This is a genomic window from Candidatus Binataceae bacterium, from assembly GCA_035650475.1.
In the GTDB taxonomy this organism is placed as follows: domain Bacteria; phylum Desulfobacterota; class Binatia; order Binatales; family Binataceae; genus JAKAVN01.
The window spans coordinates 145,713-171,083 of sequence record DASRHP010000004.1; the positions used below are offsets into that span (position 1 = coordinate 145,713).

Consider the following 25,371-nt stretch of genomic DNA (forward strand, 5'->3'; position numbering starts at 1 on the left):
TCCTGCCGCGCGCCGTACGCATCACGCATCCCGAAGCCGCCGCGTGAGGTCCGTCGATATTCCCGCCCGCAGACTTGCTTCACTCACGATGACGAGTACTTTCGTTCGAGCCACTGATTAGAACACCAGGCTGCGGCGGCCTACTTCGTTTCCCGCGAGGCGGCGGTCTTGGCGCGGGCCGCCAACGCGGCTTGGCGAATTTTACTGAGCGTCGTGCGCGGCGAGATCGCCTCCGGGTCCAGCCGCAACTCGATTAGCGCGGCGCGTCGGGCGCTCAGCGCGCGCTCGAAGGCCGGCGCGAAGTCCGCAGTGTGCTCGATCGTCTCGCCGTGCAAACCGTAGGCTCGCGCCAGGGCCGCGAAGTCGGGATTGGCCAGTTCGGTGCCCCACACGCGCGCGGGGTATTCGCGCTCCTGGTGCATCCGGATTGTGCCGTACATGCCGTTGTTGACGACGAAGAAGATCGGCGCCGCCCCGTGCTGGGCGGCGGTCGCGATCTCCTGCCCGTTCATCAGGAAGCATCCGTCGCCCGAGAACGACAGGACAGTGCGGTCGGGATGGGCGATTGCGGCGGCGACGCCGGCCGGCACCCCGTAGCCCATCGAACCGCTCGTCGGCGCGAGCTGGGTGCTAAACCGACGGTAGCGCCAGAAGCGATGGATCCATCCGGAATAGTTGCCGGCCCCGTTGGCGACGATCGTGTCGGGCGGCAGTTGCTCGCGCAGCGTGGCGACAATTTCCGCCATCTGCACCGCCCCCGGGTTGGGCACCGGCGCGTTGTACTCCAGGTACTCGCGATGCGCGGCTTCGGTCGCCGCGGCCCACCCTGCGGAATCCACCGGCACGAGCCCCTTCGCCGCCTCCGCGAATTGCGAGCCGCCGGCGTTGATCGCCAGCTCCGCCTGATAGACGCGGCCGAGCTCTTCGGCGGCCGGATAAACGTGCACGAGCTTCTGGCGCGGACGCGGCACGTCGAACAGCGTGTAGCCGCCGGTGGTCGCCTCGCTGAGCCGGGTGCCGACGGCGATCACTAGATCGGCTTCGGCGGCGCGCGCCGCGAGCCTGGAATTGGGGCCGATGCCGAGGTCGCCGGCGTAGCAGGGATGGAGGTTGTCGAAGCGGTCCTGGCGGCGGAAGGCGACCGCAGTGGCGAGCCGGTTCGCCTCAGCGAAGGCCATGATGTCGGCGACGCCGGCCGCGGTCCACGTGCTGCCGCCGAGCACCATCAGCGGCCGCTGCGCGCCGCGCAGCATCTCACGCAGGCGCGCCATCTCGGCCCTCCCCGGATAAGCTTGCACCGGCGTGTAGGGCTCGGCGTCGTCCACTATGACCTCGTCGCGCAGCATGTCCTCGGGCAGCGCGAGCACGACCGGGCCGGGCCGTCCCGAAGTCGCCAAGGTGAAGGCGCGCGCGAGGAACTCGGGGATGCGGCGGGCGTCGTCGATTTGCGCGACCCACTTTGCCATTTGGCCGTACATCCGGCCGAAGTCGAGCTCCTGGAAGGCGCCGCGCTCGAGAAAGGCCCGCTCGACCTGCCCGATGAACAGGATCATCGGCGTGGAATCCTGGAAGGCCGTATGGACTCCGACGCTCGCGTTGGTCGCGCCGGGTCCGCGGGTGACGAAACAGATTCCCGGCCGGCCCGTCAGCTTGCCGTAGGCATCGGCCATGTAGGCCGCGCCGCCTTCCTGGCGGCAGACGACCAGGCGAATCTCCTCGCGCACGTCGTAGAGCGCGTCGAGCACGGCAAGATAGCTCTCGCCGGGGACGCAGTAGGCGGTGTCGGCGCGGTGGAGGCGCAGTTGGTCGACCAGCACCTGGGCGCCCGTGCGCGTTGCGCGCCGCGGCGCGGTTCTTTCCGCTGTCTGCCTGGTTTCGCTTGCCGCCATCGCGCGCCGCGCCCTTTCGTTCGGAGGTGGTGGAATCTAATACGGCGTTTGCTCAGGTGCCCAGAAAAGTCCAGCCGCGTCGCGGCTTCCGGACGGGGCGACCTTGACCCTCAGCAACTGGGCGCGCTTGACCAGCGCCTGCCATACTTCTTGCGGCCTGTTGCTGAAGACAGTGTCGGCGTCGGCGGCCGTAGTGTACCACGCGCCCTCCATGATCTCGCGCCGCAGCTGCTCGCGCGTCCATTGCGCGCGGCCGAGCATAAAGCGCAGGCTGCGCGCCGTACGCGCGCCGCCCATCGCGCCGATGATCGAACCCCGGTCGGTGCTCAGATAAACATCGCCGAGCAGGCGGGTCGCCTTGAGCGGCGGTGTCGGAGTGCGCAAGAGCAACGAGCCTTCGTTTATCCCCACGGGACCGCCGAAGTAGGCCGCGCCGTCTTTGAGCGCGATGGCCTTGGGAAACAGCCGGTGCAGCGGGATGGTGGTTGGCTTGTTGATGATCAGTCCGGCAACGATCACGTTGGGCGGCGGTGCCGGCGGAAGCATCAGGATAACTGAACGCTGGAAGATCGGGTCACTGAGCTCCGAGGTCGCAACCAGGAAGTAGGGTTTGGATTCGTCCTCGGGCTCGCCCATCACGCTGCCCGCCGCAAGCACGACCAGGGCGAGCGCGGCGCACGCGGCGATGGTCGCGCACAGCCGCGGCGAACCGCCATGGAATCGCAGGACCTTCATCACTGCGACGCTTAAAGATTAGCCCTCCGCGCGTCAAGCGCGCGCTCGGGGATAGAGCGGCGAGTTCGCCATTTCTCGGGCCCTGCTCGGTTGGAGGGAAAGGCGATTGTTCCCTGGCAGGCCAAATGGCGGCGGCGCCGATTGGGCCCCGCGGAGACAAAGCCCCACCCACCCCTTACGCGACGTCGACCCGCTCCGCCTGAATCAGATTCGCACGCCGGCGAAAAAAATGCCGACGACGTGCGGATTATTCTTCGGCCGGGTGCAACTCAAGCGGGCGTCCAGCTTATGTCACGCATAACCGCGGATGTCGGCACGATCTTGGCTCAACAAATCTGAGCTTTGCTGCGAGTCGAATGGATGGCGTCGTTCACAAAACGCGGTCCGGGGCGCCTGTCTGCGCCTCTGACGAGGCCGGTGCGCGTTAACCGAATATGATGGGTTGGCTTCCGCAGGACGTTTCAAGTTTTGGCCCCGACGTCGATCACGTCTTTAGCTTGATCCTCTACATCGTCGGCGCATGGTTCATCGCAGCCGAAGCCCTGATCCTTTATTTCGCGGTGCGCTACCGGCGGCGGACCGGGCGTCCGGCCGCCTATGTGCGCGGCGACACCCTGAGGCAGGCCGCCTGGGTGTTAATCCCCGGGCTCATCGTGGTGCTGCTCGATTTTGGAATTGACATCGCGGCGGGCCGCGCCTGGGACGAGATCAAGCTCGATTCGCCGGCGGCCACGCTCAACGTTCGCGTCACTGCCGAGCGCTTCGCGTGGATCTTCACCTATCCCGGCCCCGACGGAAAATTCGACGCCGGGCATGACTACTGGTCGCTGGGCAAGCTCTACGTTCCGGTGGGCCAGGTGGTGCGGCTCAACATGCGCTCGATGGACGTGATCCACAGCTTCGCGGTGCCCAACATGCGCCTGCGCCAGGACATCGTCCCCGGCCGCACGATCGCGGCATGGTTCAAGGCGACCACGCCCGGCAGCTACGAGATCGAATGCACTGAGCTGTGCGGTTTCGACCATTACAAGATGCAGGGCACGCTGATCGTCTTGAGCGCGGCAGACTATGCCAAATGGCAGCAGCAGCATTGGCCGTCGGCGCAGGCCAGGGCGGGCGGCGAGGCGGGCGAGGTGAAAAAATGAGTCAGGCGGCGGCGCTAAAGGAGACCGGTTACGCCGGGCACGGCGAGGCGCTCGGCTTCTGGCGCAAGTATGTATTCTCGATCGATCACAAGACGATCGCGAAGCAGTATCTCGGGATCAGCCTGTTCATGGCGCTGGTCGGCGCCTACACCGCCTATGCAATCCGCTGGCAGCTCGCCTGGCCGTTGACCCGGATCCCCGGGGTCGGCGCGATCTCGCCCGACGCGTACAACAGCCTTGTGACGATGCACGGCACCATCATGGTGTTCTTCGTGGCGATGCCGCTGCTGCTCGGCGCTTTCGGCAACTTTTGCATCCCGCTGATGGTCGGCGCGGCTGACATGGCGTTCCCGCGCCTCAATATGCTCTCAGTATGGACCTTCTTTACCGGCGGGCTGGTCCTGTTGGCGAGCCTGTTCGTGCCGGGCGGCGCTGCGGCCGCTGGCTGGACCTCCTACGCGCCGCTGTCGGCCAATCCCGCGTACACCACCGCGGTGCTGGGCCAGGATATGTGGATCGTGGCGCTCGCCCTGGAGTTCGCCTCCTTCCTGATGGGCGGCGTCAATTTTCTCACCACCGCGCTCAACGTGCGCGCGCCAGGGATGAGCCTGTGGCGGATGCCGCTGCTGGTCTGGTACGAGATCACTGCGAGCGCGTTGTTCCTGCTCTCGGTCGGGCCGCTGATCGGCGGCGCGGTCATGCTCCTGCTCGATCGCGTGCTCGGCACCGGCTTCTACCTGCCGGCCAAGGGCGGCGACCCGCTGCTCTGGGAGCACCTGTTCTGGTTCTTCGGCCATCCGGAAGTTTACGTGGTGGCGCTGCCCGGATTCGGGATCATGCTGGAGATCCTGCCGGTGTTCTCGCGCAAACCGGTGTTCGCCTACCGCGCGCTGATCTACTGCGCGCTGACCGCGACGGCGCTCAGCCTCATCGTATGGGCGCATCACATGTTCGTGAGCGGGATGGACCCGCGGCTGGCCACGCCCTTCAGCGTCACGACGATTCTGATTTCGGTGCCCTTCGCGATCATGGTGTTCGCGATGATCGCGACGCTGTGGGGTGGTTCGATGACGTTCGAGACGCCGATGCTGTTCGCGCTCGGCGGACTGGCGAGCTTTCTGCTCGGCGGCGTGACCGGCATCTTTCTCGGCTCGGCGGCGACCGATATCTATCTGCACGGGACCTATTTCGTCGTCGCGCATTTCCACTACACGTTGTTTCCGGTAACGTTCTTCGCCGGTTTCGCGGGGCTCTATTACTGGTACCCCAAGATGTTCGGGCGAATGATGAATGAGCGGCTCGGCAAGCTGCATTTCTGGCTGACCTTTTTCGGATTCCAGGCAGTTTTCATCCCGCTCTTCCTGGTCGGCGTCGCCGGCACGCCGCGCCGCGTGTTCATGCCGGTCGGCTATCCGCTATTCAGCGCGTTGCAGCCGTTGCAAGTATTCGCGACCGTCGCCGCGATCGTCTTGATCGCAGCGCAGGCGGCATTCGTTGCCAATTTCTTCCTGAGCCTCAAATACGGCAAGCAGGCCCAGCGCAATCCCTGGCGCGCCAACACCCTGGAGTGGAGTACCGACTCGCCTCCGCCGCACGAGAATTTCCCCGCGCCGCCCCAGGTCCGCCGCTGGCCATATGAGTACAGCACGCCCGGCGCCAGGCGCGACTGGATGCCGCAGGACGAAGCGGCCGAGGCTGCAACTGTCCGCGCGGCGAGTTGAACGGAGCGCATCGAACGATGGAAGCAGCACCTGCACACCAGGTCGAGGCCGCGCTGGCGATTGACGATTCGATCCAGGCGATTCCCGTCGGCCGAATCGCGATCTGGTGGTTCCTTGCCTCGGAAATAATGGTCTTCGGCGGACTGATCGCCTGTTTCGTCCTGTTTCGCCTCGCGCACGGCGGATGGGACGCCGAGGCCGCGCACGTGCATTGGCAGATCGGCGCCTTCAACACTCTGGTTCTGCTGACGAGCAGCTATACGATGGCGATGGCATGCACGGCCGCCAAGGCCGACGACGCCGCGCGGCTGCGCATCTGCCTGTTGCTGACGGTATTGCTGGGACTCACGTTCCTTGGCGTGAAGGCCCATGAATACTCATTGGAAGCAGCAAAAGGCTTGACTCCGTGGTCCGGCCTGTTCTGGGCATTCTACTACACGCTGACCGGCCTTCATTCGGTCCACGTCCTGGCCGGCATCGTGGTTAATTTTTTCCTGTGGATAGCCGCGCGCCGAAGCTCGTTGTGGCCGATGATTCAGCGGCGTATTGAATACGCCGGCCTCTACTGGCATTTCGTTGATGTCGTATGGATATTCCTCTTTCCGCTCGTCTATCTCAGCTGAGGATGCGTGGAACAGATGATCGAATCGATGCATGACAGTCCAGCCGCCGTCCGCACGCTCGACCTTCATATCTGGGAGTGGCTGCTCGCGCTGCTCGCCGCCGGACTGGTGGTTTTCGTCCTGCCGATTCCCAAAATCGTCGCGCTCGCGCTGGTGTTCGGAGCCGCTCTGATCAAGGCCGTGCTGGTCGTGCGCAATTACATGCATCTGAAGGCCGAACATCCGCTCCTCTACGTCATCGCGCTCTTTCCGGTTTTGCTGTTCATCGTGATGGCGATTGCCTTGCTGCCGGATATCGCATGGAAGCGGTGAGCGAAATTCCGGCCCTGCACTCCAGCCCCGGACGCCTGGGCGCTCCCGGCCTGGGCGCCGGCCCCGATTCGCCGGGCAACGCCACCGGAATCGCAAGCAGCGTGCTCGCGGTGGCCATCTTCATCGGCTCCGAGATCATGCTGTTTGGAGGGCTGCTCAGCGGTTTCATCATCCTGCGGGCGGGGAATCCGTTCTGGCCGCCGCCGGGCCAGCCTCGGCTTCCGCTGCTGGTGACGACACTCAATACCGCAGTGCTGTTTGTCAGCGCCTGGACGGTGCTGCGTGCGCTGCGCGCGGTCCGGCGCGGCGATTCGCAAGGACTGACGAGCGCACTGGTTGCGACCCTCGCCCTCGGCCTGACGTTTCTCGCAGTGCAGGGCTCCGAATGGATGCGGCTGATCCGCTACGGGCTCACTGCAGGCTCGAGCGTCTATGGCGGAGTCTTCTACACGCTTGTCGGTTTGCACGCGCTCCATGTGGCGGCGGCCGTGACCGCGCTGGCCGCCGTGCTCGGGCTGGCGCGCGCTGGCCGCTACTCGCGCACATCTCACGGCGGCGTCGCCGCGTTGTCGATGTATTGGTGCTTCGTCGTCGCGCTCTGGGGCGTCATCTATGTGGTCGTCTACCTCGGCTAGCGCGATGCGCGAAGTGCGGTCGCTCGCCCCCGTCGGCGGGTTTGTCGCAGGAGCGGCGGGCGTCCTCCTGCCGGCGGTGGCGGCGGCGTGTCCGGTGTGTTACGGAGCGAGCGACCCGCAAGTGCTGTCCGCGTATTACACGGCCACGATTGCGCTGTTGTTACTGCCGCTACTGCTGGTCGGCGGGTTCGCGCTCTGGATTTCGCGTGCGAGCCGCCGCGCTGCGGCGCGCGAGATTGGCGCGGCCCGCAGCGGCGTCAACGAAGCCTGATCGCGGCGCTCGCGGCGGAGGTGGGCGGTGTTGGACTCTCTGCATGCGCACTACGCATTGCTCGGATTGCATCGGGAGGCCGAAATCCAAGGGCTGCGGCTGGTGTTCGCCTTGATGCGCAAGCTTTCCGACACCGACGCGCAGATCGAACTGGCGCGCCAGGCCGCTGACGAAGCGCGACATCTCTGGATGCTCGAGCGCAGGCTTGCCGAGTTGCGCGCGACATTATCGTTCCCCGCGCGTCAGCCAATGACCCTGCGCCCGCTTGCGATTGGCAAGGACAGTGGCGACACGCTCGCGGCCGCTTGCGCGCTCAAGCAGCGCGCGCTGCTGCGCTACACGGCGAGTCTGCCGGGGCTCGATCGCGAGGCCGCCGAACTGCGCGAGGCGATTGCCGCCGACGAGAAAACGCACCTGGCATGGTTCGCCCGGCGGCTCGCACGGGCGAGGCCGTCGCCCGACTGCTCCCCAAGGATCGAGCGCTTTCTCGAAGCCGAAGACGCCGCGTTTGCCGCCGTGTCAGGGGCCTGAAGCAGGGTGTGGCGCAAGCGAGCTGCCGCCGCCCCCTTTTGGGCGCCGCCGACACTGACTAGAATGCTGGTGGATGAGCACAAGCGCGGATCTTCGCCTGCCGGCGCGGCATGACTCGGGACCCCCGAAGTATTTCGATCTTTTCTGGGACAGCGATCTCGAGGTGCTGATTCCGCTGCTCGCCGCGATCGGCGAGCAGCGCGGCGAGGTGCTCGCGCGCTGGCACGATCTCTACCTGCTGTATTTCGCCGACAAGCGCGCGCTCTCGCGCGAAGAGTTTTTCCGCATCTACGGCGAGGACCTCGCCGCGACGGTCGGCACGCTGTGCGCGAGGGACTTCGACGGTTTCGTCGCCGAGATGCGGCGGATCGGTGAGCTTCTGATCGGGCGCGAGGTACCGTTCTCCGAGGTCGTGGTCTCGATGCATCTGTTCGAGGAGAGCGCAAGCTGCGTCTTTCCGCCCGGCGCCTCGCCCGCCACCTACCATCTGTTCGACAAGATAAGCCATTGCCGCACCGTGATCCTGGCGGACGCCTACTTTCGCTCGCGCACTGCCGCGGCCGCCGCGCGCATCGAGGGGCTCGAACAGGAGGCGGCGCAGATCCCGCCCGCCAGCCGGACGCGCTTCCATGGCCTGGTCGGGGCCAGCCCGGCGATGCGCCGGCTGTACGAGCGGATCGAGGCCGCCGGCGCGGTCCGCGGCACGGTGCTGGTAGTCGGCGAAACCGGCACCGGCAAGGAACTGGTGGCGCGCGCGCTGCACGAATGCTCGCCGGCCGCGCACGGCCCCTTCCTCGCGCTCAACTGCGCCGCCGTTCCCCACGAGCTTATTGAGAGCGAGCTGTTCGGTTACCGGCGCGGCGCCTTCAGCGGGGCGACTGCCGATTACGCCGGACTGTTTCGCGCCGCGCAGAACGGCACGCTCTTTCTCGACGAAATCACCGAGATGAGCGTCGAAACCCAGGGCAAGCTGTTGCGCGCGCTCCAGGAGCGCGCGGTGCGTCCGGTCGGGGCGACGCGCGAAATTCCGGTCAATGCGCGGCTGGTCGCCTCGACCAATCGCGATCCCCAGGCGGCGGTCGAGGAAGGGCGCATCCGGCGCGACCTCTACTACCGGCTGCACGTCAACGTGCTTCACGTTCCCCCGCTGCGCGAGCGGCTTGACGATATTCCGCTGCTCATCGAGCACTTCATCCAGCTCTTCGGGCGGCAGCTCGACCGCAAAACGCCGATTACCGCCATCGACCCCGCGGCGCTGGAGGCCTGCCGGCGCTACTCGTGGCCGGGCAACGTGCGCGAGCTGGCCAATGCGATCGAGGCCGCCTTCACCTTCAACCGTTCGGGCACGATCGCGCTCGATGACCTGCCGCAGGCGATCGCCGCCGCCGCCGGCCTGTCAGCGGCCGCCGCGCCGCGCGTGGGCTCGGCTCTGAGCCTGGCCGGCGCCGAGCGCGAGCTTATCCGGCGCGCGCTGGCCGACGCGCGTGGCAACAAATGCCGCGCCGCCGAGCTGCTCGGGATCTCGCGCAAGATGCTCTACGCGCGGATGGCCCGTCACGGGCTGGTCTGGCGGCGCGGTTCGTGCAGCGCCGAAGAGCGCCCGCCGAGCAAGCCGTCCTGAGCCGGCGCGTCGCCGGGCCGCGTAAAGCAGGCCGTTTGCGCGGGGAGCGCGTCCGGACCCCAACGGTGTAAAATCGCCCATGCAGCGGCGGGCGCGGGGAGCGGCGGCATGAGCGGCTGGCGGCGATGGTTCGCGGAGTACACCGAGCGGCCGGTGCTGCTCATCCTGCCGCTCGGTTTCGCTAGCGGACTGCCGCTCCTGCTCACCTTCTCCACGCTGTCGGCGTGGCTCGCCACCGCGGGGGTCAGCCGCGCGGCGATTGGCGCCTTCGCGCTGGTCGGCACGCCCTACGCCTTCAAGTTCGTCTGGTCGCCGCTGATCGACCGACTGCCGCCGCCGCTGCCGTTGGGACGGCGGCGCGGATGGGGCGTCACGATTCAAATCGCGCTGATTGCGGCGACGCTCGCCCTGGGCCGGTGCGATCCGCGCGGCGGGCTAGCGCTGATGGGTGCGCTCGCGCTGCTCGTCGCGTTTCTCTCGGCCAGCCAGGATATCGTGATCGACGCTTACCGGGTGGAACTGCTGACCCCGGAGCAGCAGGGCCCGGGCGCCGGAATGATCCAGGCCGGCTACCGGGTGGCGATGCTGGTCTCCGGCGCGGGTGCGCTGTTTATCGCCGCGCGCGTGGGCTGGTTCGCCGCCTACGCCACGATGGCGGTGCTGTTGGGGGTGGGGATGCTCGTCTTCCTGCTCGGCCCCGAGCCCGCGCCGTCGATCGGCGCCGTGCGCGTCACGCGCGCCCGCGGCCGCGAGGCCGTGCGCGAATGGCTATCGAGCGCCGTCGTCGGGCCGTTCGCCGATTTCATGCGCCGCCCGCGCTGGCTGCTGATCCTACTCTTCATCCTCGGCTACAAGCTGGGCGAGGCAACCGCGGGCGTGATGGCGATGCCGCTGTACGTTTCGCTGGGCTTTTCGCTCGACCAAATCGCGGCGGTGTCCAAGCTGTTTGGGTTCCTCGCCACCGTGGTCGGCGCGCTGCTGGGCGGGGCGGTGACGGCGCGGCTCGGCGTGGTGCGCGCGCTGCTCTTGTGCGGGGTGCTGCAGTCGGCCGGCAACCTGTTCTATGTTTTGCAGGCGGTCGGCGGCCATCGCCTCGACTACCTGGCGCTCTGCGTCGCGGCTGAGAACCTGACCGGCGCGATGGCGGGTGCGGCGCTTATCGCCTATCTCTCCGACCTCTGCTCGCCCGCCTACACCGCGACCCAGTACGCGCTGCTTTCGTCGCTCGCAGCCGTCGGACGCACGCTGGTCGCGGCCTCAGGCGGCGTCGCGGCCCAGCGTCTGGGATGGGTGCCGTTCTTTCTGCTCAGCACGGTGGTGACGCTGCCCGCGCTGGTACTGCTGGTGTACCTTGCCCGCTGCGGCGCCGCGGGCGAGCTGGAATCCGCCTCGGCCGCCTCCGCGCGCTAGGGGCACCCGCGGAATTCCGCGCGATCGCCGCCTCGTCTGCCCGCACATGGCGGCTCGCTTCTTGCGTTGGCCGCCCGGCGGCCGCGATGACGGCAGGAAATTCCTGCCCGATGCCCAAAACTAATGCACGCGCGGTAGGCGAGTGCCTATTTATGCGGCAACCGCGATTTCGTGGGCTATGAAGAGTCCCGACTTCGGAGAACTTGATCGCCAAGTCGCCCGCGCGCGGCTGGTGCTTTCGCTGCTGGCGATCGCGACGCTGTACATCGATCCCAGCGACAGTGGAATCTTTCGCCTCTCGGGCGCGCCGCTTGCGATCATGCTGGCGCATCTTGCCTTCAGCCTAGGGAATTATTTTGGCCAAGGCCCGCGCTCCACTCCCACGCAATTGAAGCGGCTCACGACCGTTCTCGATCTCGCATTTGCCGCGGCGATCGCACTGGCTACCGAGGGGGCCACGAGCCCTTCGTACGTCTTCTTTGTCTTTGCGATTGTGGCCGCGGGTTTCCGGAGCGGGTTTCGCGCCACTGTGGTAGTAACTATTGCCAGCGTCATGTTGTACCTCATCGTGATCGGCCTCATGGACGGAGTGACCAATCTCTACATGATGAGGAGCGTGTACCTGGCGATCGCAGGCTATCTCATCTGCTTCTTCGGTCAGCAGCGCGCCTCGTTCGAGGCGCGGCTTCGTGAGGTTGAATCCAGGGCCGAGCGGCTGCAGATCGCTCGTTCGCTGCATGACGGTTATATCCAGAGCCTCGCCGCGCTCAGCCTGCGGCTCAAGGCCTGTGGCGAACTGTTGCGCCGGCACGAGGCGCAACGCGCCCTTGGTGAAATGGCAGAGCTCCAGGTCGGCGTCGCCCGCGAATATGATGCCATCCGTTCGTACCTGCGTTCGCTGGTCGAAAGCGACGGGCCGGCGGTTGGCACTCAGAGCGATTTCACCAATGCGCGCTTTGATGTGAAACTGGAATTCTCGGCGGGCGGGCTGATCGCGGAACAGATACTCCAGATTGCGCTCGAGGGGATGCGCAACGCGTGGCGGCACAGCAAGGGCAAACTGGTGAAAATCGAGGCGCGCCGCTTGGGCGGCGCTATCCAGCTTACCGTCAGCGATGATGGCGTCGGGTTTGTGGAAGCCACTGCACCGCCGTGGACAATTGCCTCGCGCGTCGCCCAATATGGCGGAGAACTCAGGATTGCCGGCGCGTTTGGGGCCGGCGTCCAGCTCGAAATCCAATTGCCCGCAGACCCGCCGCCCGACTAGCTATGAGCCCGCCCGCGCTTCGCCTGGCAATTGCGGATGACCACGCCCTCTTTCGCGCAGGGTTGAAGTCCCTGCTGTCGCTGGAGCCTGGCCTCGCGGTGGTCGTCCAGGTCGAGCGGGCGGACGAACTAGTGCCGGCGCTCGGGGCGACGCCCTGCGATATTTTGCTGCTCGACCTGCAAATGGACCGCTGGTTGCTCGACGATATTCCGGCCCTCGCGCAAAGGGTCAGCGTGCTCGTCCTGACCGCCAGCGAAAAGCTCGAAGACGCCCTCGCCGCACTGCGTGCGGGCGCCAGAGCGATCGTGCAGAAGCGCTTCGCTATCGAAACCCTCGTCGAGGCTATTTATGCCGTGGCGCAGGGCCAGGTTTGGATGCCGCCCGCCCTGCAAACCGAGGTTGCGGCGCAATGGGCGGATGCGCCCAAGGAGCGGCTGACGATGCGCGAAACCGAGATCGTTAAGCTGGTGGCCGGCGGAATGCGCAACGCGGAGGTTGCCCGCCAACTCTCGCTCGCCGAAAGCACGGTCAAGACCCATCTCAACAATGTTTTTCAGAAGCTCGCGTTGCGTGACCGGGTTGCGCTCGCTCACTACGCACTGCGTGCGGGATTGATCGGGGTCCGCGGCCCCCGGCGGTGACTCATCCACCGTTTCAGATATTCGGTCATCGCTGGTCTTTCAACCCTGCTCTCCTGCTGCCAAACCTCCGGGCATATGCTCGCTCGCAAAGCATCGATGCCGGGACCGGCGTCATATCTGGACGCTGGAAAGCCGCGCCTGCGCGGCCGTTATCATACCAGCGATTGATTAGCGCAGCCTTGATAGTGTGATGATATATCCATCTTAAGTTGTAGTTCACCTCTGCATCGTCCGTGGCACTCCGATTGCTCATGGCGCGATGGTCGCTGACTGATCAACGTGTATCGAAGCTGATTGCAGCTTCCAGGACAACGCCGGAGCTATGTGATGGGTGCAAACAGTGCGCAAGGTTGGTCTCTGTTTCTGTTCCTGGTGGGGTTTACTTTTCTGCCCGCAGGCCTCGTTTATCTAGGGCCGCTCTTCAGTGCGATCGGCATGATCTGCCTGATCGCTTCGGCCGTAGGGTTCTACCGAATCAAGCCTCTCGAGCACGGAGGCGTCAGTCAGTCGCCTCAGACCTCGGCCGCATTGACGGCGGGCGAGCTGGCTAAAGCGCGGCGTGTTTGAGCGGGCCTTGTCCACATCAAATGGAGGAGACGAAGGTGAAGATAGCGGGCCTGATCATGGCGATGTTGGGATGGCTGATCGCGGTGATGAGCGTCAAGGTGCCAGGGGCGGGGGGTGAACTCGCGGTCGCGCTGGCCGGCTTTCTGGTGGCCCTTGTAGGCGTGGTCGGGCTCCTTAACGGAGCGTATCTGAAGAACGCGATCTGGAAGGGATAAGCGCGCAGCCCAAACGGCGAGGAAGGTTCGATGTTGACACGAGTGCTGAAGTTTCGCGGAGCAATCACAAGCTTTCTGTGCGCGGTATGGCTTGCGGCATTGTTGGCGCCCGGCCTGGCTTCTGCGCAGGCCTCGGCGAGCGCGTCGGCTGCAAGCGCGCCGGCCAAACCAATAACCGACGCCGACTTGAAAAGCGTCGCGGGCCCCACCGCCGACGCGCTTGCCAAGGGCGATCCGGGCGGCACGCTGACCGGAAGCGCCAACGACGTCGTGGTGTCCGACCCGAAGAAAGGGCTGACGCTGTCCGACCTCGTTAACATGGTCGGTCAGAACCGGATCGCGATTAATTTCGTGTGGACCTTGATTACCGGCTATCTGGTGATGTTCATGCAGGCCGGATTTGCGGCGGTCGAGACCGGCTTGTGCCGCGCCAAGAACGCGAATCATACCATGATGATGAATTTCATGGTGTATGGGTTTGGACTGTTCGCCTACTGGGTTATGGGATTCGCCATCCAGCAGGGCGGATGCGCACCGATTGCCAATCTCGGCGGACTCAGTCCGCTCAACAGTGAGTTTACGGTCCACTTCCTCGCCGGCAAACCATGGGGCCTGTTCGGCGAGAAGGGCTTTTTCCTCAGCGGTTCGACCTACGACGTGGGGATCATGGTGATGTTCCTGTTCCAGATGGTTTTCATGGATACCGCGACCACCATCGTCACCGGTGCCGCCGCCGAGCGCTGGAAGTTTGCCGCCTTTGCGGTTTCGACCTTTTTCCTCGGCGCCATCACTTATCCCCTGTTCGGCAACTGGGCGTGGGGCGGCGGCTGGCTGTCGCAGCTCGGCGTCAACTACGGTCTCGGCCACGGCTATTGCGATTTCGCCGGCTCCGGCGTCGTCCACGCCGTGGGCGGTATGACGGCGCTCGCGGTATCGATGATCATCGGACCACGTATTGGAAAGTATACCCGCAGCGGCAAGCCCAACCCGATGCCGGGGCATGATATCACCATGGTGTTAATCGGCTGCTTCATCCTCGCTTTCGGCTGGTTCGGCTTCAATCCGGGCAGCACGCTGGGCGCTTCGGGCGCGGGCAATCTGCGTATCGGATCGATCGCCGTCAACACGATGCTTGCGGGGTGCACGGGCTCGTTCGGCGCCGTCCTCTATATGTGGATCCGTTTCGGCAAACCCGACGCCTCGATGTCGGCCAACGGCCTGCTTGCCGGCCTGGTCGCAATCACGGCGCCCAGCGGGTTCGTCAACACGGTAGGCGCGGCGATTATCGGATTCGTGGCGGGGCTGTTGGTTTGTCTCAGCGTCGAGTTCGTCGAACGCATAATGAAGGTGGACGATCCGGTGGGCGCGATTTCGGTCCACGGCACATGCGGCCTGTGGGGAGTGCTCTCGGTAGGTCTGTTCGCTGACGGCACCAGCAATTTCGGTGGCAGCTGGAACGGCGTCAACGGTTCCGTGACCGGGCTGTTCTATGGCGACCCGCGTCAATTGGTCGCCCAACTGATCGGCTGCGCCACTCTGGTCGGGATCATTTTCACCCTCTCGTATCTCTTCAACCTGCTGGTGGACGTTGTGGTGGGTCAGCGCGTGAGCGCGCAGAGCGAACTTGAAGGGCTCGATCTGCCCGAAATGGGCGCGCTAGGCTACCCGGAGTTCCAGTTGGTGACACCGGGCACCGGGCGTTCAATCGAAATTGCCGCGGACTGAAGGAGGCAGCGGAAAATGGCCGGACAACTGATCTTTGGAATCCTGGTGCTGCTGGTATTCGCAGGCTGGCAGTTCGTCAAACCGGGCAAGAGCATTTTCGACAAGTAGGTGTATCCATCGGCGGGTGGTTGAGGTGGAAGCTCATCTCGAAGCAGGCGGCCTGTCCGTGGCCAAACGATCGACCCCGATTATTCGTGATCCGCAGCTTTTGCTGGCCAGGGGGATCGAGCTAATCGAGCGCAATCGCTTCGCGGAGGCGGCCGCTGTGTTGGAGCAGGCGGTCGAGCTCGATCCCGCAGCGCCGACCGCTTACCTCGCATTGGGTATAGCACTGGGGCGGTTGCTGCGCATCCCCGAGGCGGCCGCGGCGCTCGAGCGCGCTGCTGAGCTCGATCCGACGGGATTCTTCCCGCGCTACCGGCTCGGCGAACTCTATATGCGGATCGGCGTTCCGACCCGCGCGCGGGAACATTTGCAGCTCGCGATGGATCTCAGTACCGCCGCCGAGGAGCGCAGGATGGTGCGCGAACTGCTGGCCAGCGACGACCGGCGCGGCGCCAAACGGGTTTGGCGCCCCGACTTCTCACGCCTGCTCGGCAGGCGGCGCAGAGGCAAACGGTGACGCGCGGGCGTTATGCGATGTTGACCGCGGGTGCCGGGTTGATCGCAGGCGCGGTCGCAATCTGCATCCTCGATGCGCCGGTTGTTCCTGCGATCTTCGGCGTAGTAACCGCCATAGGGCTCCTCCTCGTGCGCAGGCCCGGGGATTAGCGCGGAGACATTTCAGCTATGAAAAAGATCGAGGCGATCGTTAAGCCGTTCACTCTCGATGCAGTGAAAGCGGCGTTGCAGCGCGCCGGCGTGACCGGCCTTACGCTCTATGAAGTCAAGGGATTCGGCCGACAGAAGGGCCACACCGAGATGTACCGCGGCTCCGAGTACGTCGTGGACTTTCTGCCCAAGCTCAAGATCGAGGTCGTGGTCACGGACGATCAGCTCGAGCCGGTGGTCGGCGCGATCGTACGCGCCGCGCATACCGGCAAGATCGGCGACGGCAAGATCTTTGTTACCGACCTTTGCGATACGGTCCGGATTCGGACCAGCGAGCGCGGCGACGCCGCGATTTGAAAGGCGGAATGGTTCCTGATGGCAATCGTTCTCGGCGCGATTCTGGCGGCCGCGCTCGTCGGTCCGGTGCTGATCAAGAGCGTCGAACGCAACCTCGAAGCCTTCTTCCTGTGCGCTGGCGCGCTGGCGGCCGTAGCTGGAGGCCAGTTCGGATGGCCGCTGCTGCGGGCTGCCGCACGCGAGCCGATTGCCCTGAGCCTTGCAGTTCTGGGCTTCGGCACGCTCGCGCGCCTGGCGCGGCCCCGGCTCGATCGCTGGTTCGAGAATCTGCTGCGCACGACGTCGCCGCGTGCCGTCTATTCCATCCTCATCCTCGCCCTTGGCTTGCTCGCGAGCGTGATCACGGCGGTCGTCGCCGCGCTATTCCTGGTCGAGGCGATCGCGCTGATGAAGCTGGATCGGCGCAGTGAGATTGCGACCGTGGTGCTTGCCTGCTTCGCCATCGGGCTCGGCGCGGCGCTCACTCCGATCGGCGAGCCGCTGGGCACGATCGCGACGGCGGCGGTCGCAAAGGATTTCTGGTATCTGGCGCGGCTGCTGGGCCCGCTGGTCGTCGCTGGCATCGCAATCGTCGCTGCTATCGCCATGCTGCTGCCGGTTGCGCGCGGCGGCTCCCTGCATGCCGGGCCGGTCGAGCAGAGTTGGCGCGACGTTTTCGTCCGCGCGGGCAAGGTCTACATGTTCGTCGCGGGGCTGGTGGGCCTTTCGTGGGGACTGCGGCCGCTAGTAGACGTGTATATCAGCCGGATTCCGGCCGAACTGCTGTTCTGGCTGAATAGCATCTCCGCCTTGGTCGATAACGCCACCTTGACCGCGGCCGAGATCGGTCCGAGCCTCAGCGCGGCACAGCAGCGCGCGGTGCTCATGGGCCTGCTGATCAGCGGTGGCATGCTGATACCGGGAAATATCCCCAACATCGTCGCCGCAGGGCGGTTGGGAATCGGCAGCCGTGAATGGGCCGCGGTCGGCCTCCTCGCCGGGTTGCCGCTGATGGCCCTGTGTTTTCTCACGCTCCGCTGGATAGGCTGAAGAGCCGTGCCTCATTGCCGCGAGTCGCCCGTCGCCCGGCATCCGCGGGCTTGGCCGCAAGACCCGCGTGGGCTTACACGAGCGAGCGACCGCAGCCTGCGCTTGAGGCCTGTCGCGCGCGGCAGCCAACCATACGCGCCCGTGAGCTTGAGATGGAACTCCAGCGGCCAGTCGGTCGGGTCGACGCGGATACGTCCGATTACGAACTCCGGGCGCGACATGGTCGACGGGGGGAGGGCGAGAAAGACCCGGCGATATCCCACCTCGCGACATTTGTTCACCAGCGCGTCGTTGAAGGCGCCAAAAGGGAACGAAAAGAGCGTGACCCTGGTGTTCAGGATGTCTTCCAGAGCGCTGCGAGAGTCTTCGAGTTCCGACCAGGCCACATCTTCGTCGAGCGTAGTCAGGCGCGCATGAGTCGAGGTATGCGATCCCACGCACACCAGATCACTGGCGATCCCTTTGAGCTCCTCCTCGGTGGCCAGGCGATCCCGGGGTTGGCCGAGACTATCGCCGAGATAGTTTGGAATCGCGAAGATCGTGACCGGAATCGCGCGACTCTCGAGCTCCGGCAAGGCGTTCTCGATGAAGCTCAGCCATCCATCATCAGCGGTGACCATTACGTAACGCCGCCCGGGCTTCATCTGCGGGATCTCGTCAGCCCGGATCGGCATTGCCCATCGCAGCAGGTGATCCATCTGTCTTGCGAAGCGGTCTCGCTGCTCGCGCGGCACCTGATGATAATAAATCGCGACAACCTCCGCCGGTGGGTTGGACCCCATAAGCCGACGCGTCAGCCGGACAAGCTCCCGCGCGGCATAGTAGACCGACGAGAGCGCAAGCTTGGCGAGTCTGCTGCGCAGGGTCGGGTCAAACGGCGGCATAACGGGGTTGGGCTGGGCGCCCGCAACCTGGTCCATGGCTGAGAAGACTCCTGGCCAGCGGCCTGGCGGCGACCGGTCCGCGCCGATGAGTTGTATTCGGAACTAAGGACAGGTTCGAGCAAGCGGTATGCCGACAGTTTTTGCCGAAGCTAGCTCAATTTCATCTAATTTCTTTTGAGTTAATGACTGAACCCGTAAGGACCGCGATAAGCAATAGTGAAAATCTTACCTCAGTCATAATGGCCAGCATCGGTCAGTTTTGCGCTACGGCGGCTGCGCCCCTGGGCGGTAGACGTCATCTGGCTCTGAGGCTGGCAGCGGCGCCCGGCGCGCTCTTACGGGCTAGTAGGGCGCAACGCGGTCCACGGCTTGGTCGTCAGGTATCCCTGCGTCTCGCGTATGTACGGCAGCGAACTCGGAGTGTACCAGCCGCCGGAATAGTGCATCCCGATGCATCCCCACAGGATGCGCGCGAGGTCGCCGCTGGCGATGTCGGCGGCGTAGGTGTTCGGCTGCTGCGCGGCGCTCGCGAAATAGCTTGCGTAGTCGCCGTTCATGCAGGCGCGCTGATCGGCGCCCCGGTAGTCAGCATTGAAGGCCGTCGAGTCCTTGATCATGGGCCAGGTGCCCCAAGCGTAGTAGACCTTGGTCTGTAGAATTCCCCAGGATTGGTAGCAGCAGCCGGGACAGCCGAGGTTCCACAGGGCCGTGAAGGCGCCCTGCACGCATTGGCTGCGCAGGGTTCGCTTGTCGCCGCCGCCATCGCCCGGATTTGGCCCGCCCTGCCTCCACTTGCTTTCCGTCCACGCCTGGGCGCGCATGACGTCCTCGTCGATGCCCCATTTGCACGCGGCCCAGCGCAGAATCATGTCGGTCGAGCCCTGGTAATGGCCGTCAACCAGGAAAAAATCCGAGGCCGGCGGATTCGATCCAAAGACCGGGTGTTTGTAGAAGTTGAGGAGCTGCGAAACCGCAGGCTCGGTGTGGTTGAAAGGAATGTTCTGCGGCCTCGTCTCGGGACTGGGAGGAATCGCCGCCGCACAGTACTGCCCCGATGGCAGCGCGGCATGCGGCGGCAGCGTCCTGAAGTGCAAATCCACCCCGGCGGCGGGCGCCCGACTGGCGCTCGGCAAAATCACGAGGGCACACACGGCCGCCGTTGTTAGCGCCACGATCGAGGCGGCTGCTGTTTGTCGAGCGAGCCGGTTCATCGCTTGATATCCACGACCGGTTCGCCGGCTTTTCGTGTCTGCCAGACCGATATTGGCCATTTCAGCCCGCGAAGCTGCCAGGAAGCGGCGCGTATCAGCCAGGTTCGCGCCGCCAATACCTCTTCATGGACCGGGTTGACGTATACGATCCGCGCGCGACGCGGCCCTGCGGCGAGCCCATGTTCCATCTTCGCCAGCACCTCGCGGAGGGTTTCGGGCCCGAAGGGATTGAAAAGATAGAAGACGGTGCCCTGCGTGAAATCGAATTCCTGCGCCTTCGCGCGAATCAACGATGTCGCTGCGCGCGCGCGGCGCAGGCGCCCGACGTTAAGCGCGGCCAGCTCGTGGAGAACGCCGACATCCTCGACCCCGATTGCACGTTGGATGTTGTAAGTGGCGGCGCAGCACACCGCGCGGCCCTTGCCGGAGCCGAGGTCAACGAACACGTCATCGGGCTTAAGCGACAGGCGATCGAGGATCTCGAAAATTGCCGAATACGGAACGGTCGCATAATAGCGATGCTCTCCGGAGAGCGCGTCGCCCTCGCCGTATCGGCCGCGGGTTGAAATGCCGAGGCGGTACTCCCAAAACAGGCTGTGGGCCGCCGAAGACAGCGATGTGAGCCGGTTCGCCGCCATTATAGTCAATGCGACGGCCGCGCCGAGGGCCGCTCGATGTCTCGGCGGATCTCCTCCAGCGGCAGGTCCCTCCATCGCTCGCCGGCCCGTTGAACCGCCCGGCGCCTTTTCCCACGGCCGGTCAGTTTGGTGATCAATGCGAATGCCGAGTTGCCGATTATCGGCGTGCCCGCGAGCCAATAGTTGTGCTCGCGCACGAGCTCCCCGCCGAACTGGAGCTTGAACCGGTTGATGCCGGGATCATCGACGGGGCTGATACCGCCCAAATCATACATCGCGAAGCCGGTTTCCCGATATTTCTGAAACTCGAGCCAGTGCAGGTAGATATTTGCGATTCCTGCGACGCGGGAAGTGTCGGGATCCTGGAAGCGACGGCTTACCGAGTACAGCAGCCTGACCTTGCCGGCTTCTGGGTCGCGCATACACAAGTGGGCGCACAGCAACCGGTCGTCGAAATCGAGCAAGGAAAGCTCCGCGTGCGGGAAATAGCTGTGCGCCAGTTGGCGCGACATCGGAAAGAGAGCTCCATGCTTGTGTCGGACCAGCTCATTGAAGAACTCGACGAACTCGTCAACCATTCCGGTATTCTCCGCCGATGCGTCGTGGCGGCGCAGCCTGATACGGCTGCCGAGCTTTTCGGCCCGGCGAATCAAATTGCGCGTCGTCGAACTGAAGCGGCTGAAGATCTCGTCCAGCGAACGGCGCAGCTCCACGCAGAGCGTCAGGCTCAAGTGGTGCTCGATGACGGTGCTGGCGGTGCCGCTGACGTCGGCGCTTGCGCATTCGACGCGCGCTATGTGCGTCAACGGCAGTTCCTCCGCGAGCGACCGCAGGGCAGCATCGGAAGGAAACCAAACGATTCGATAAGGGATAAGCCCTTTGAGTTTTTTTCGTATTGTGATCATAGCCCTCACGCCGCGCGGCACGCACGAGGAACGTCAGCCTTTTTTCTCGTTCCCGGCGGATCAGGGCCGCCGGTCATCCACGCCGTTGGTAAGCCGGCGCAGCATTCCGAATGAGGCGCACAGTCTCAGCAGTCCGCGCGCGACACGTGGTGAGCCGGCGCACAAGTAGGTATGCTCCTCGAGCAACTGTCCACCGAACGAGGCCTTGAATCTATCCAGTCCCGTGTTCGCGCCGTTACTGAAGCCGCCGAGGTCGTAAGTCGACAGTCCTTCCTCGCGATAGCTACGAAGTTCGTGCCAATGAAGATGGCAATTCAGAAGTGAACACAGACGCGCAGTCTCCGGATCGTCGAAGCGCCGGCTGGCCGAAAACAGAAGCCGTTCGCGCCCGGCCTCGGCATCGAGCAGGTTCAGATGGCCGCAGAGCGCGGCGCCATCGAGGTACAGCAGAAAGATGTCTGAACTTGCCGCGTAGAGGCGCAGCAGGCTCTCGCTTATCGGCGACACGCCGGTTCTTTTAGAACGGACAAAGTTGTTGTACAGGGCGAGAAAGTCGCGTGACGCGTCGGGGCCGTTGCGCACAATCCTGACGCGATCGCTCAGCATCTCCGCCTGACGCAGCTTGCGCCGGGTGCTTTGCGACATGTCCTTCAGGATCGCATCCAGCGGCCGCTGCGCCTCGATACAAATGGTGGTGCTCGTTTGGTGGCCCACGACAAAGCGCGAATGGTCAAGCTTCGCGCCGGTCCAGAAGAACCGGGCGATCTGGTGAGGCTTAAGGCTATCGAGCGCGCGTGCCAGTGCGGACGCGCCGGGAAAGAACACGGTTCGGTACGGGATAAGGCCGCCCAATTTCTTGTCAATCGTGACCATGTGGCTGATTAATCAGAACGCGATCGTCGATTAGAACGCGGCGACTTCGGCATCCGAGTCGTGTTCCTCTTGAACCGGCGCTTGCGGGGGCGAGGAGTAAGCCCGCTTTACCATGTACGTCAGATTTGCGGCCTCGAGCCGCAGATAAACAGCGCCCGCCGCAAGCAACGCGAGGGCCAACGCCGGCACGCCGTGAATACCGAAATGGTGGCAAACGATGCTTACGAACAGGGAAGTCGCACCGCATACGAGCGCCAGGCGCACTCCCGGGAGAGACTCCCGCAGAATGTCGGCAAGCGTCAGAGAGGTGAAGCAACTGCCTACGTATTGGGCGGCGATTGACGTCATAATTTCCGCCGCGCTGATGCCCACCGCTATCGCCAGCAACCCCCGGTTGCGCAGCACCAGAAGTATTGCCACTACCAGGACAAGGCGCAGGCCGTTCAGATGAATGTCGAGACTCGGATGTCCCTTCGCGGTATAGATTGAGCTGACGGCGGTCTTGAGCCCGGCGAACGCGAGCCCTAATGCCAGCGCCTGGAGCGGCGCGGCCGCCGCCAACCATCGAGCGCCATACATCGTCTTCACCAGGTCTGGGGCGGTGACCGCCATGCACATCAGCAGCGGTAGGATGATCCGCGTCATCGCGCAGTAAAACTGAGCGTATGCGCGCGCCATTTCGCGGCTGTCGTCCTGGAGCTTGCAGAAGGCCGAGAAGATCACACGTCCGGCAACCCGATGAAGCCGATTTGGCACGAAGCGGAGCAGGTCGCGCGCCATCCCGTAAATGCCCAGTGGACCGCTTCCCAGCAAACGGCCAATCAGCAAGTAGTCCGAGTTGTCCGACAAGGCTTGAACGATACGGCCGCCCCAGACGCTCAACGCGAAACCGAACAGGTCGCGGATCGCGTGCGGGCGGGGAAGCGCAAGGTAGATGCGCGGGCTTGCCGACCATACGGTTAGGCCGTGGATCGCAAAGCGGGCGGCGAGTCCGCCGATCAGGCTCCATCGCGGCAGCCCGGCTACCAGGAGCGCGAGGGCGACAGCCACGAAGGCGATCTCGGCCAGCACGTCGGCCAAGGCGAGGGCGCCGAAGCTCAGGGCACGCTCGAGCCGCGCATTGCTCACCATCGAGGTGCCCTCGATAAAGATCGGCACGCACATCAGGCGGATCGCGGGTTTCAGGCCGGGCATTTCCATCCATCCCGCGATATGCGCAGCGCCCAGGTAAACCGTCGCGACGACTATGGACGTAACCGCAAGGCTCATCCACCATCCGGCGCACTCGTGTTCACCGGTGAGCTCGCGCCGCTGGATAAGGGCGTCCGGAATTCCAGCCTGAATGAAGATTGTTGCAATGAGGGTGACAGCGACGAGGGCTTTGAGGATTCCAAAATCCTCCGGACCGAGTATGCGAGCGAGGAATATTATTCCTCCAAAGCGGATTGCCTGCGCCCCAAATTCGGCCAGTATGTTGTCACGTACGCTGCGAGCGAAGGCTTCCGACACCCGCGCGGCCAGCGATTCCCGACCTTCCGCCTCCGGCCGGCACACTGCTTCCGACCGCCCCTGCGTCGCGGCGGCGGAAGCTTCGGCTTTGCGCATCAGAGTGGGCATCGAAGGCTGTTGCGCATCGGAAGAGGCGCTCAACGGCCCCACGCGAGCGCCATCGCGGCGCGCGGCAGGCTGGCGATCGCCTCCGCGCGGGTGCTTTGCGCTTCGTCTGTGGCGAGCAGGCGATAACGCTCCGCTAGCGCCCATACGATGCCAAAGAGAAAACCGACACTATCGGTCAGATCACCCAAGAACGCCTCGGTCATGTTGTTAACGAGAATCGGAACCACAATGAGCAGAAAGATCGACTTCAGACGCCATGGGTCGCCGGGCTGGCGCAGCACGAACACCCACGGGCGCAGGATGATGTAGAGCCACAGCAGCGTTGCCGGAATACCGACTCCGACGGCGTGATCGAGATAGCCATTGTGCAGCGAACTGTGAGGTCCGAGATCCCACGGCCCCCACCAGATCGGAAAGTAGCGGCTGAGAAAAATCGCCCCCGAGACTTCGTAACCGTAGCCCAGGATCGGCCGCTGCTCGATACTGCGCACGGTGAAGGCCCAGATGTCGGTGCGTCCGGTGAGCGTGCTGACGTCGCCGCGCCCCACGTAAGCGCCGAGATCGCCGTGAGTGTAGAAGAGCAGCAATCCGGCGGCCGCTGCGCTCAACAGGAGGACCCCGCGCGCACGCCATCGCCATACGATGTACAGGGCGCCGCCCACGGCCAGGGCAACGAACGGGGAGCGCGAATCGGCCAGCCCCGCCAGCAGCAGGGCGAAAACGATCAGCGCCGCCAGCGTCGCGCGGGTTCGCCGCCCCGCCGTTTGCCAGCATACGATTGCCGGCCCGACGATTATCAGCATCAGCCCGCCCACATCGTTGGGCCCATTGAGCAGGCCGCGGAAGCGATCCACGCCGGCCACGCTAATTCCCTGCTTCTGCATCTCACTTAGCTCGTCGAGGCTGAAACTCTGAAGCGGACTGACCCAGGTCAAGTCGTGCGGCAGCAGGAGTGCGGACACCGCGAGCAGCGCCAGGACCGCGCCTGCGCCGACCAGGAAATGCTTCAGTAGCCCAACGGCGTCCTCTCCCGCGTGAGCCTCAAGGATGACGGCTGCAAGGACTGCGAGGATCAGTACGGCTTCGCCAAGGCGCGCCAACGAGTATTCGGGCGCCAGCGAGTAGCTGATAGTCACCGCCGCCCACGTAAAGTAGGCGAGGTAGAGTCTGAAACCTCCGCGCCGCAGGATGTTCGCGCGCAGGGCCGTCGCCGCCACCGGAAGGCAGAACAACGCGAGCGCGCCGTAATGGAAGATGACCCGTGCGGTGGGATTCAGAAAGAAGAACGCGTTGAAGAGGAATATCAGGACGATCGCGCAGGCCAGCCAGTCGCGATGTCTGGCGACATAAGGTAGAGCGTAACAGACGCCGACCATCCCGGTCAGGCCGCAGGCCGCGAGGAGTAGGTAAGTGCTGCCCGCTTGCAGGCTGTAAAGCAGGGCAACAACGACGAGTGCCACGATTGTGCCGACGATCAGCCGCGCGCCATGCGGGCTGGTTTGCCGTTGCGCCGGCACCGAGAGAAAGGTCGCATCGGCTCCCGCCATCGTCACCACCACTATGCGCTAGCTACCGGGACGGGGGGTGGCGCAGACGCCTCTCCACGCTTCCGTCACCGCTGCGCCAAGCCAATGCCGTTCAGCAACCGTTGTGCCACAGCGCCCGAACCAAAGCTGCAATACTGATGCGGGTGCGTCGAGAGCGACGCTGGGAAACCCGTGGAACGGCTGGTAAATCGTACCGAGCAACGCGGTAATTGTTGCTTTGGGCGATCGGCG

Annotated in this window: 25 protein-coding genes; 16 read left to right on the forward strand and 9 right to left on the reverse strand. The window is 64.6% G+C overall.

All coding sequences use genetic code 11. The annotated features are described in order from the left end of the window. Nucleotides 1-140 precede the first annotated feature (140 nt). Together VFB33_01590 and VFB33_01595 are read right to left on the reverse strand one after the other, a co-directional pair. Nucleotides 141-1,889, reverse strand: a complete 1,749-nt coding sequence (locus tag VFB33_01590) for a thiamine pyrophosphate-binding protein (protein ID HZO80358.1) — start codon at nt 1,887-1,889, stop codon at nt 141-143. Between the two features lie 36 nt (nt 1,890-1,925). After that, complete coding sequence (locus tag VFB33_01595) at nt 1,926-2,624, reverse strand: YqgE/AlgH family protein (GenBank protein ID HZO80359.1); 699 nt, start codon at nt 2,622-2,624, stop codon at nt 1,926-1,928. A gap of 437 nt (nt 2,625-3,061) precedes the next feature. Here VFB33_01595 and VFB33_01600 point away from each other — a divergent pair, with 437 nt between their 5' ends. The 16 genes from VFB33_01600 (at nt 3,062) to VFB33_01675 (ending at nt 17,465) form a co-directional block, all read left to right on the forward strand. Beyond that, nucleotides 3,062-3,769, forward strand: a complete 708-nt coding sequence (locus tag VFB33_01600; protein ID HZO80360.1) for a cytochrome c oxidase subunit II — start codon at nt 3,062-3,064, stop codon at nt 3,767-3,769. Next, a complete protein-coding gene (locus VFB33_01605; protein HZO80361.1) occupies nt 3,766-5,490 on the forward strand; it encodes a cbb3-type cytochrome c oxidase subunit I in 1,725 nt (574 codons plus the stop codon). Before VFB33_01600 ends, VFB33_01605 begins: the two co-directional genes overlap by 4 nt. A gap of 17 nt (nt 5,491-5,507) precedes the next feature. Next, nucleotides 5,508-6,113, forward strand: a complete 606-nt coding sequence (locus VFB33_01610) for a cytochrome c oxidase subunit 3 (protein HZO80362.1) — start codon at nt 5,508-5,510, stop codon at nt 6,111-6,113. A gap of 15 nt (nt 6,114-6,128) precedes the next feature. Beyond that, nucleotides 6,129-6,425 carry a cytochrome C oxidase subunit IV family protein gene (locus tag VFB33_01615; protein HZO80363.1) on the forward strand — a complete coding sequence of 99 codons (297 nt, stop codon included), beginning with the start codon at nt 6,129-6,131 and terminating at the stop codon, nt 6,423-6,425. Beyond that, complete coding sequence (locus VFB33_01620; protein ID HZO80364.1) at nt 6,413-7,060, forward strand: heme-copper oxidase subunit III; 648 nt, start codon at nt 6,413-6,415, stop codon at nt 7,058-7,060. Before VFB33_01615 ends, VFB33_01620 begins: the two co-directional genes overlap by 13 nt. Nucleotides 7,061-7,064: 4 nt before the next feature. Continuing rightward, the gene (locus VFB33_01625) at nt 7,065-7,331 is read left to right on the forward strand and encodes a hypothetical protein (GenBank protein HZO80365.1); all 267 of its coding nucleotides are present in this window, start codon (nt 7,065-7,067) and stop codon (nt 7,329-7,331) included. Between the two features lie 27 nt (nt 7,332-7,358). Further along, on the forward strand, nt 7,359-7,862 hold the full coding sequence (locus VFB33_01630) for a ferritin-like domain-containing protein (GenBank protein ID HZO80366.1): 504 nt from the start codon (nt 7,359-7,361) through the stop codon (nt 7,860-7,862). Nucleotides 7,863-7,935: 73 nt separating this feature from the next. Beyond that, nucleotides 7,936-9,483, forward strand: a complete 1,548-nt coding sequence (locus tag VFB33_01635) for a sigma 54-interacting transcriptional regulator (protein HZO80367.1) — start codon at nt 7,936-7,938, stop codon at nt 9,481-9,483. A gap of 108 nt (nt 9,484-9,591) precedes the next feature. Beyond that, entirely contained in the window at nt 9,592-10,893 is a 1,302-nt protein-coding gene (locus VFB33_01640; protein HZO80368.1) for an AmpG family muropeptide MFS transporter, read from the forward strand. 178 nt (nt 10,894-11,071) lie between these two features. After that, entirely contained in the window at nt 11,072-12,160 is a 1,089-nt protein-coding gene (locus tag VFB33_01645) for a histidine kinase (protein HZO80369.1), read from the forward strand. A 2-nt stretch (nt 12,161-12,162) separates the two neighbouring features. Further along, entirely contained in the window at nt 12,163-12,801 is a 639-nt protein-coding gene (locus VFB33_01650) for a response regulator transcription factor (protein HZO80370.1), read from the forward strand. Nucleotides 12,802-13,403: 602 nt separating this feature from the next. Next, nucleotides 13,404-13,583: a hypothetical protein gene (locus VFB33_01655; GenBank protein ID HZO80371.1), complete on the forward strand. Its 180-nt coding sequence runs from the start codon at nt 13,404-13,406 to the stop codon at nt 13,581-13,583. A 30-nt stretch (nt 13,584-13,613) separates the two neighbouring features. Next, the gene (locus VFB33_01660) at nt 13,614-15,308 is read left to right on the forward strand and encodes an ammonium transporter (protein HZO80372.1); all 1,695 of its coding nucleotides are present in this window, start codon (nt 13,614-13,616) and stop codon (nt 15,306-15,308) included. 166 nt (nt 15,309-15,474) lie between these two features. Next, nucleotides 15,475-15,930, forward strand: a complete 456-nt coding sequence (locus VFB33_01665; GenBank protein HZO80373.1) for a tetratricopeptide repeat protein — start codon at nt 15,475-15,477, stop codon at nt 15,928-15,930. Between the two features lie 167 nt (nt 15,931-16,097). Then, nucleotides 16,098-16,436: a P-II family nitrogen regulator gene (locus VFB33_01670; protein ID HZO80374.1), complete on the forward strand. Its 339-nt coding sequence runs from the start codon at nt 16,098-16,100 to the stop codon at nt 16,434-16,436. Between the two features lie 18 nt (nt 16,437-16,454). After that, complete coding sequence (locus tag VFB33_01675; GenBank protein ID HZO80375.1) at nt 16,455-17,465, forward strand: DUF1646 family protein; 1,011 nt, start codon at nt 16,455-16,457, stop codon at nt 17,463-17,465. An 11-nt stretch (nt 17,466-17,476) separates the two neighbouring features. On the opposite strand, the gene VFB33_01680 is transcribed toward VFB33_01675, so the two are convergent. The 7 genes from VFB33_01680 to VFB33_01710 all read right to left on the reverse strand — a co-directional run bounded on the left by VFB33_01680 (nt 17,477) and on the right by VFB33_01710 (nt 25,140). Then, nucleotides 17,477-18,385 carry a polysaccharide deacetylase family protein gene (locus VFB33_01680; GenBank protein HZO80376.1) on the reverse strand — a complete coding sequence of 303 codons (909 nt, stop codon included), beginning with the start codon at nt 18,383-18,385 and terminating at the stop codon, nt 17,477-17,479. A gap of 299 nt (nt 18,386-18,684) precedes the next feature. Next, complete coding sequence (locus VFB33_01685; GenBank protein HZO80377.1) at nt 18,685-19,560, reverse strand: hypothetical protein; 876 nt, start codon at nt 19,558-19,560, stop codon at nt 18,685-18,687. Further along, nucleotides 19,557-20,198, reverse strand: coding sequence for a hypothetical protein (locus VFB33_01690; GenBank protein HZO80378.1), 642 nt, complete (start codon nt 20,196-20,198; stop codon nt 19,557-19,559). Before VFB33_01690 ends, VFB33_01685 begins: the two co-directional genes overlap by 4 nt. Before the next feature lie 5 nt (nt 20,199-20,203). Next, nucleotides 20,204-21,124, reverse strand: coding sequence for a GNAT family N-acetyltransferase (locus tag VFB33_01695; protein ID HZO80379.1), 921 nt, complete (start codon nt 21,122-21,124; stop codon nt 20,204-20,206). 39 nt (nt 21,125-21,163) lie between these two features. Then, on the reverse strand, nt 21,164-21,976 hold the full coding sequence (locus tag VFB33_01700) for a GNAT family N-acetyltransferase (GenBank protein HZO80380.1): 813 nt from the start codon (nt 21,974-21,976) through the stop codon (nt 21,164-21,166). 30 nt (nt 21,977-22,006) lie between these two features. Next, nucleotides 22,007-23,581, reverse strand: coding sequence for an oligosaccharide flippase family protein (locus tag VFB33_01705; protein HZO80381.1), 1,575 nt, complete (start codon nt 23,579-23,581; stop codon nt 22,007-22,009). Between the two features lie 41 nt (nt 23,582-23,622). After that, nucleotides 23,623-25,140, reverse strand: coding sequence for an O-antigen ligase family protein (locus VFB33_01710; GenBank protein HZO80382.1), 1,518 nt, complete (start codon nt 25,138-25,140; stop codon nt 23,623-23,625). Nucleotides 25,141-25,371 lie beyond the last annotated feature (231 nt).

What these genes read in the sequence shown, in the direction of transcription:
- VFB33_01705 (HZO80381.1), bottom strand. Translation starts at nt 23,581, where the DNA reads ATGCGCAAAGCCGAAGCTTCCGCCGCCGCGACGCAGGGGCGGTCGGAA.
- VFB33_01600 (HZO80360.1), top strand. Translation starts at nt 3,062, where the DNA reads ATGGGTTGGCTTCCGCAGGACGTTTCAAGTTTTGGCCCCGACGTCGAT.
- VFB33_01690 (HZO80378.1), bottom strand. Translation starts at nt 20,198, where the DNA reads ATGGCGGCGAACCGGCTCACATCGCTGTCTTCGGCGGCCCACAGCCTG.
- VFB33_01610 (HZO80362.1), top strand. Translation starts at nt 5,508, where the DNA reads ATGGAAGCAGCACCTGCACACCAGGTCGAGGCCGCGCTGGCGATTGAC.
- VFB33_01685 (HZO80377.1), bottom strand. Translation starts at nt 19,560, where the DNA reads ATGAACCGGCTCGCTCGACAAACAGCAGCCGCCTCGATCGTGGCGCTA.
- VFB33_01680 (HZO80376.1), bottom strand. Translation starts at nt 18,385, where the DNA reads ATGGACCAGGTTGCGGGCGCCCAGCCCAACCCCGTTATGCCGCCGTTT.
- VFB33_01635 (HZO80367.1), top strand. Translation starts at nt 7,936, where the DNA reads ATGAGCACAAGCGCGGATCTTCGCCTGCCGGCGCGGCATGACTCGGGA.
- VFB33_01670 (HZO80374.1), top strand. Translation starts at nt 16,098, where the DNA reads ATGAAAAAGATCGAGGCGATCGTTAAGCCGTTCACTCTCGATGCAGTG.
- VFB33_01590 (HZO80358.1), bottom strand. Translation starts at nt 1,889, where the DNA reads ATGGCGGCAAGCGAAACCAGGCAGACAGCGGAAAGAACCGCGCCGCGG.
- VFB33_01625 (HZO80365.1), top strand. Translation starts at nt 7,065, where the DNA reads ATGCGCGAAGTGCGGTCGCTCGCCCCCGTCGGCGGGTTTGTCGCAGGA.
- VFB33_01640 (HZO80368.1), top strand. Translation starts at nt 9,592, where the DNA reads ATGAGCGGCTGGCGGCGATGGTTCGCGGAGTACACCGAGCGGCCGGTG.
- VFB33_01710 (HZO80382.1), bottom strand. Translation starts at nt 25,140, where the DNA reads ATGGCGGGAGCCGATGCGACCTTTCTCTCGGTGCCGGCGCAACGGCAA.
- VFB33_01650 (HZO80370.1), top strand. Translation starts at nt 12,163, where the DNA reads ATGAGCCCGCCCGCGCTTCGCCTGGCAATTGCGGATGACCACGCCCTC.
- VFB33_01605 (HZO80361.1), top strand. Translation starts at nt 3,766, where the DNA reads ATGAGTCAGGCGGCGGCGCTAAAGGAGACCGGTTACGCCGGGCACGGC.
- VFB33_01615 (HZO80363.1), top strand. Translation starts at nt 6,129, where the DNA reads ATGATCGAATCGATGCATGACAGTCCAGCCGCCGTCCGCACGCTCGAC.
- VFB33_01620 (HZO80364.1), top strand. Translation starts at nt 6,413, where the DNA reads ATGGAAGCGGTGAGCGAAATTCCGGCCCTGCACTCCAGCCCCGGACGC.
- VFB33_01700 (HZO80380.1), bottom strand. Translation starts at nt 21,976, where the DNA reads ATGGTCACGATTGACAAGAAATTGGGCGGCCTTATCCCGTACCGAACC.
- VFB33_01675 (HZO80375.1), top strand. Translation starts at nt 16,455, where the DNA reads ATGGCAATCGTTCTCGGCGCGATTCTGGCGGCCGCGCTCGTCGGTCCG.
- VFB33_01660 (HZO80372.1), top strand. Translation starts at nt 13,614, where the DNA reads ATGTTGACACGAGTGCTGAAGTTTCGCGGAGCAATCACAAGCTTTCTG.
- VFB33_01645 (HZO80369.1), top strand. Translation starts at nt 11,072, where the DNA reads ATGAAGAGTCCCGACTTCGGAGAACTTGATCGCCAAGTCGCCCGCGCG.
- VFB33_01595 (HZO80359.1), bottom strand. Translation starts at nt 2,624, where the DNA reads ATGAAGGTCCTGCGATTCCATGGCGGTTCGCCGCGGCTGTGCGCGACC.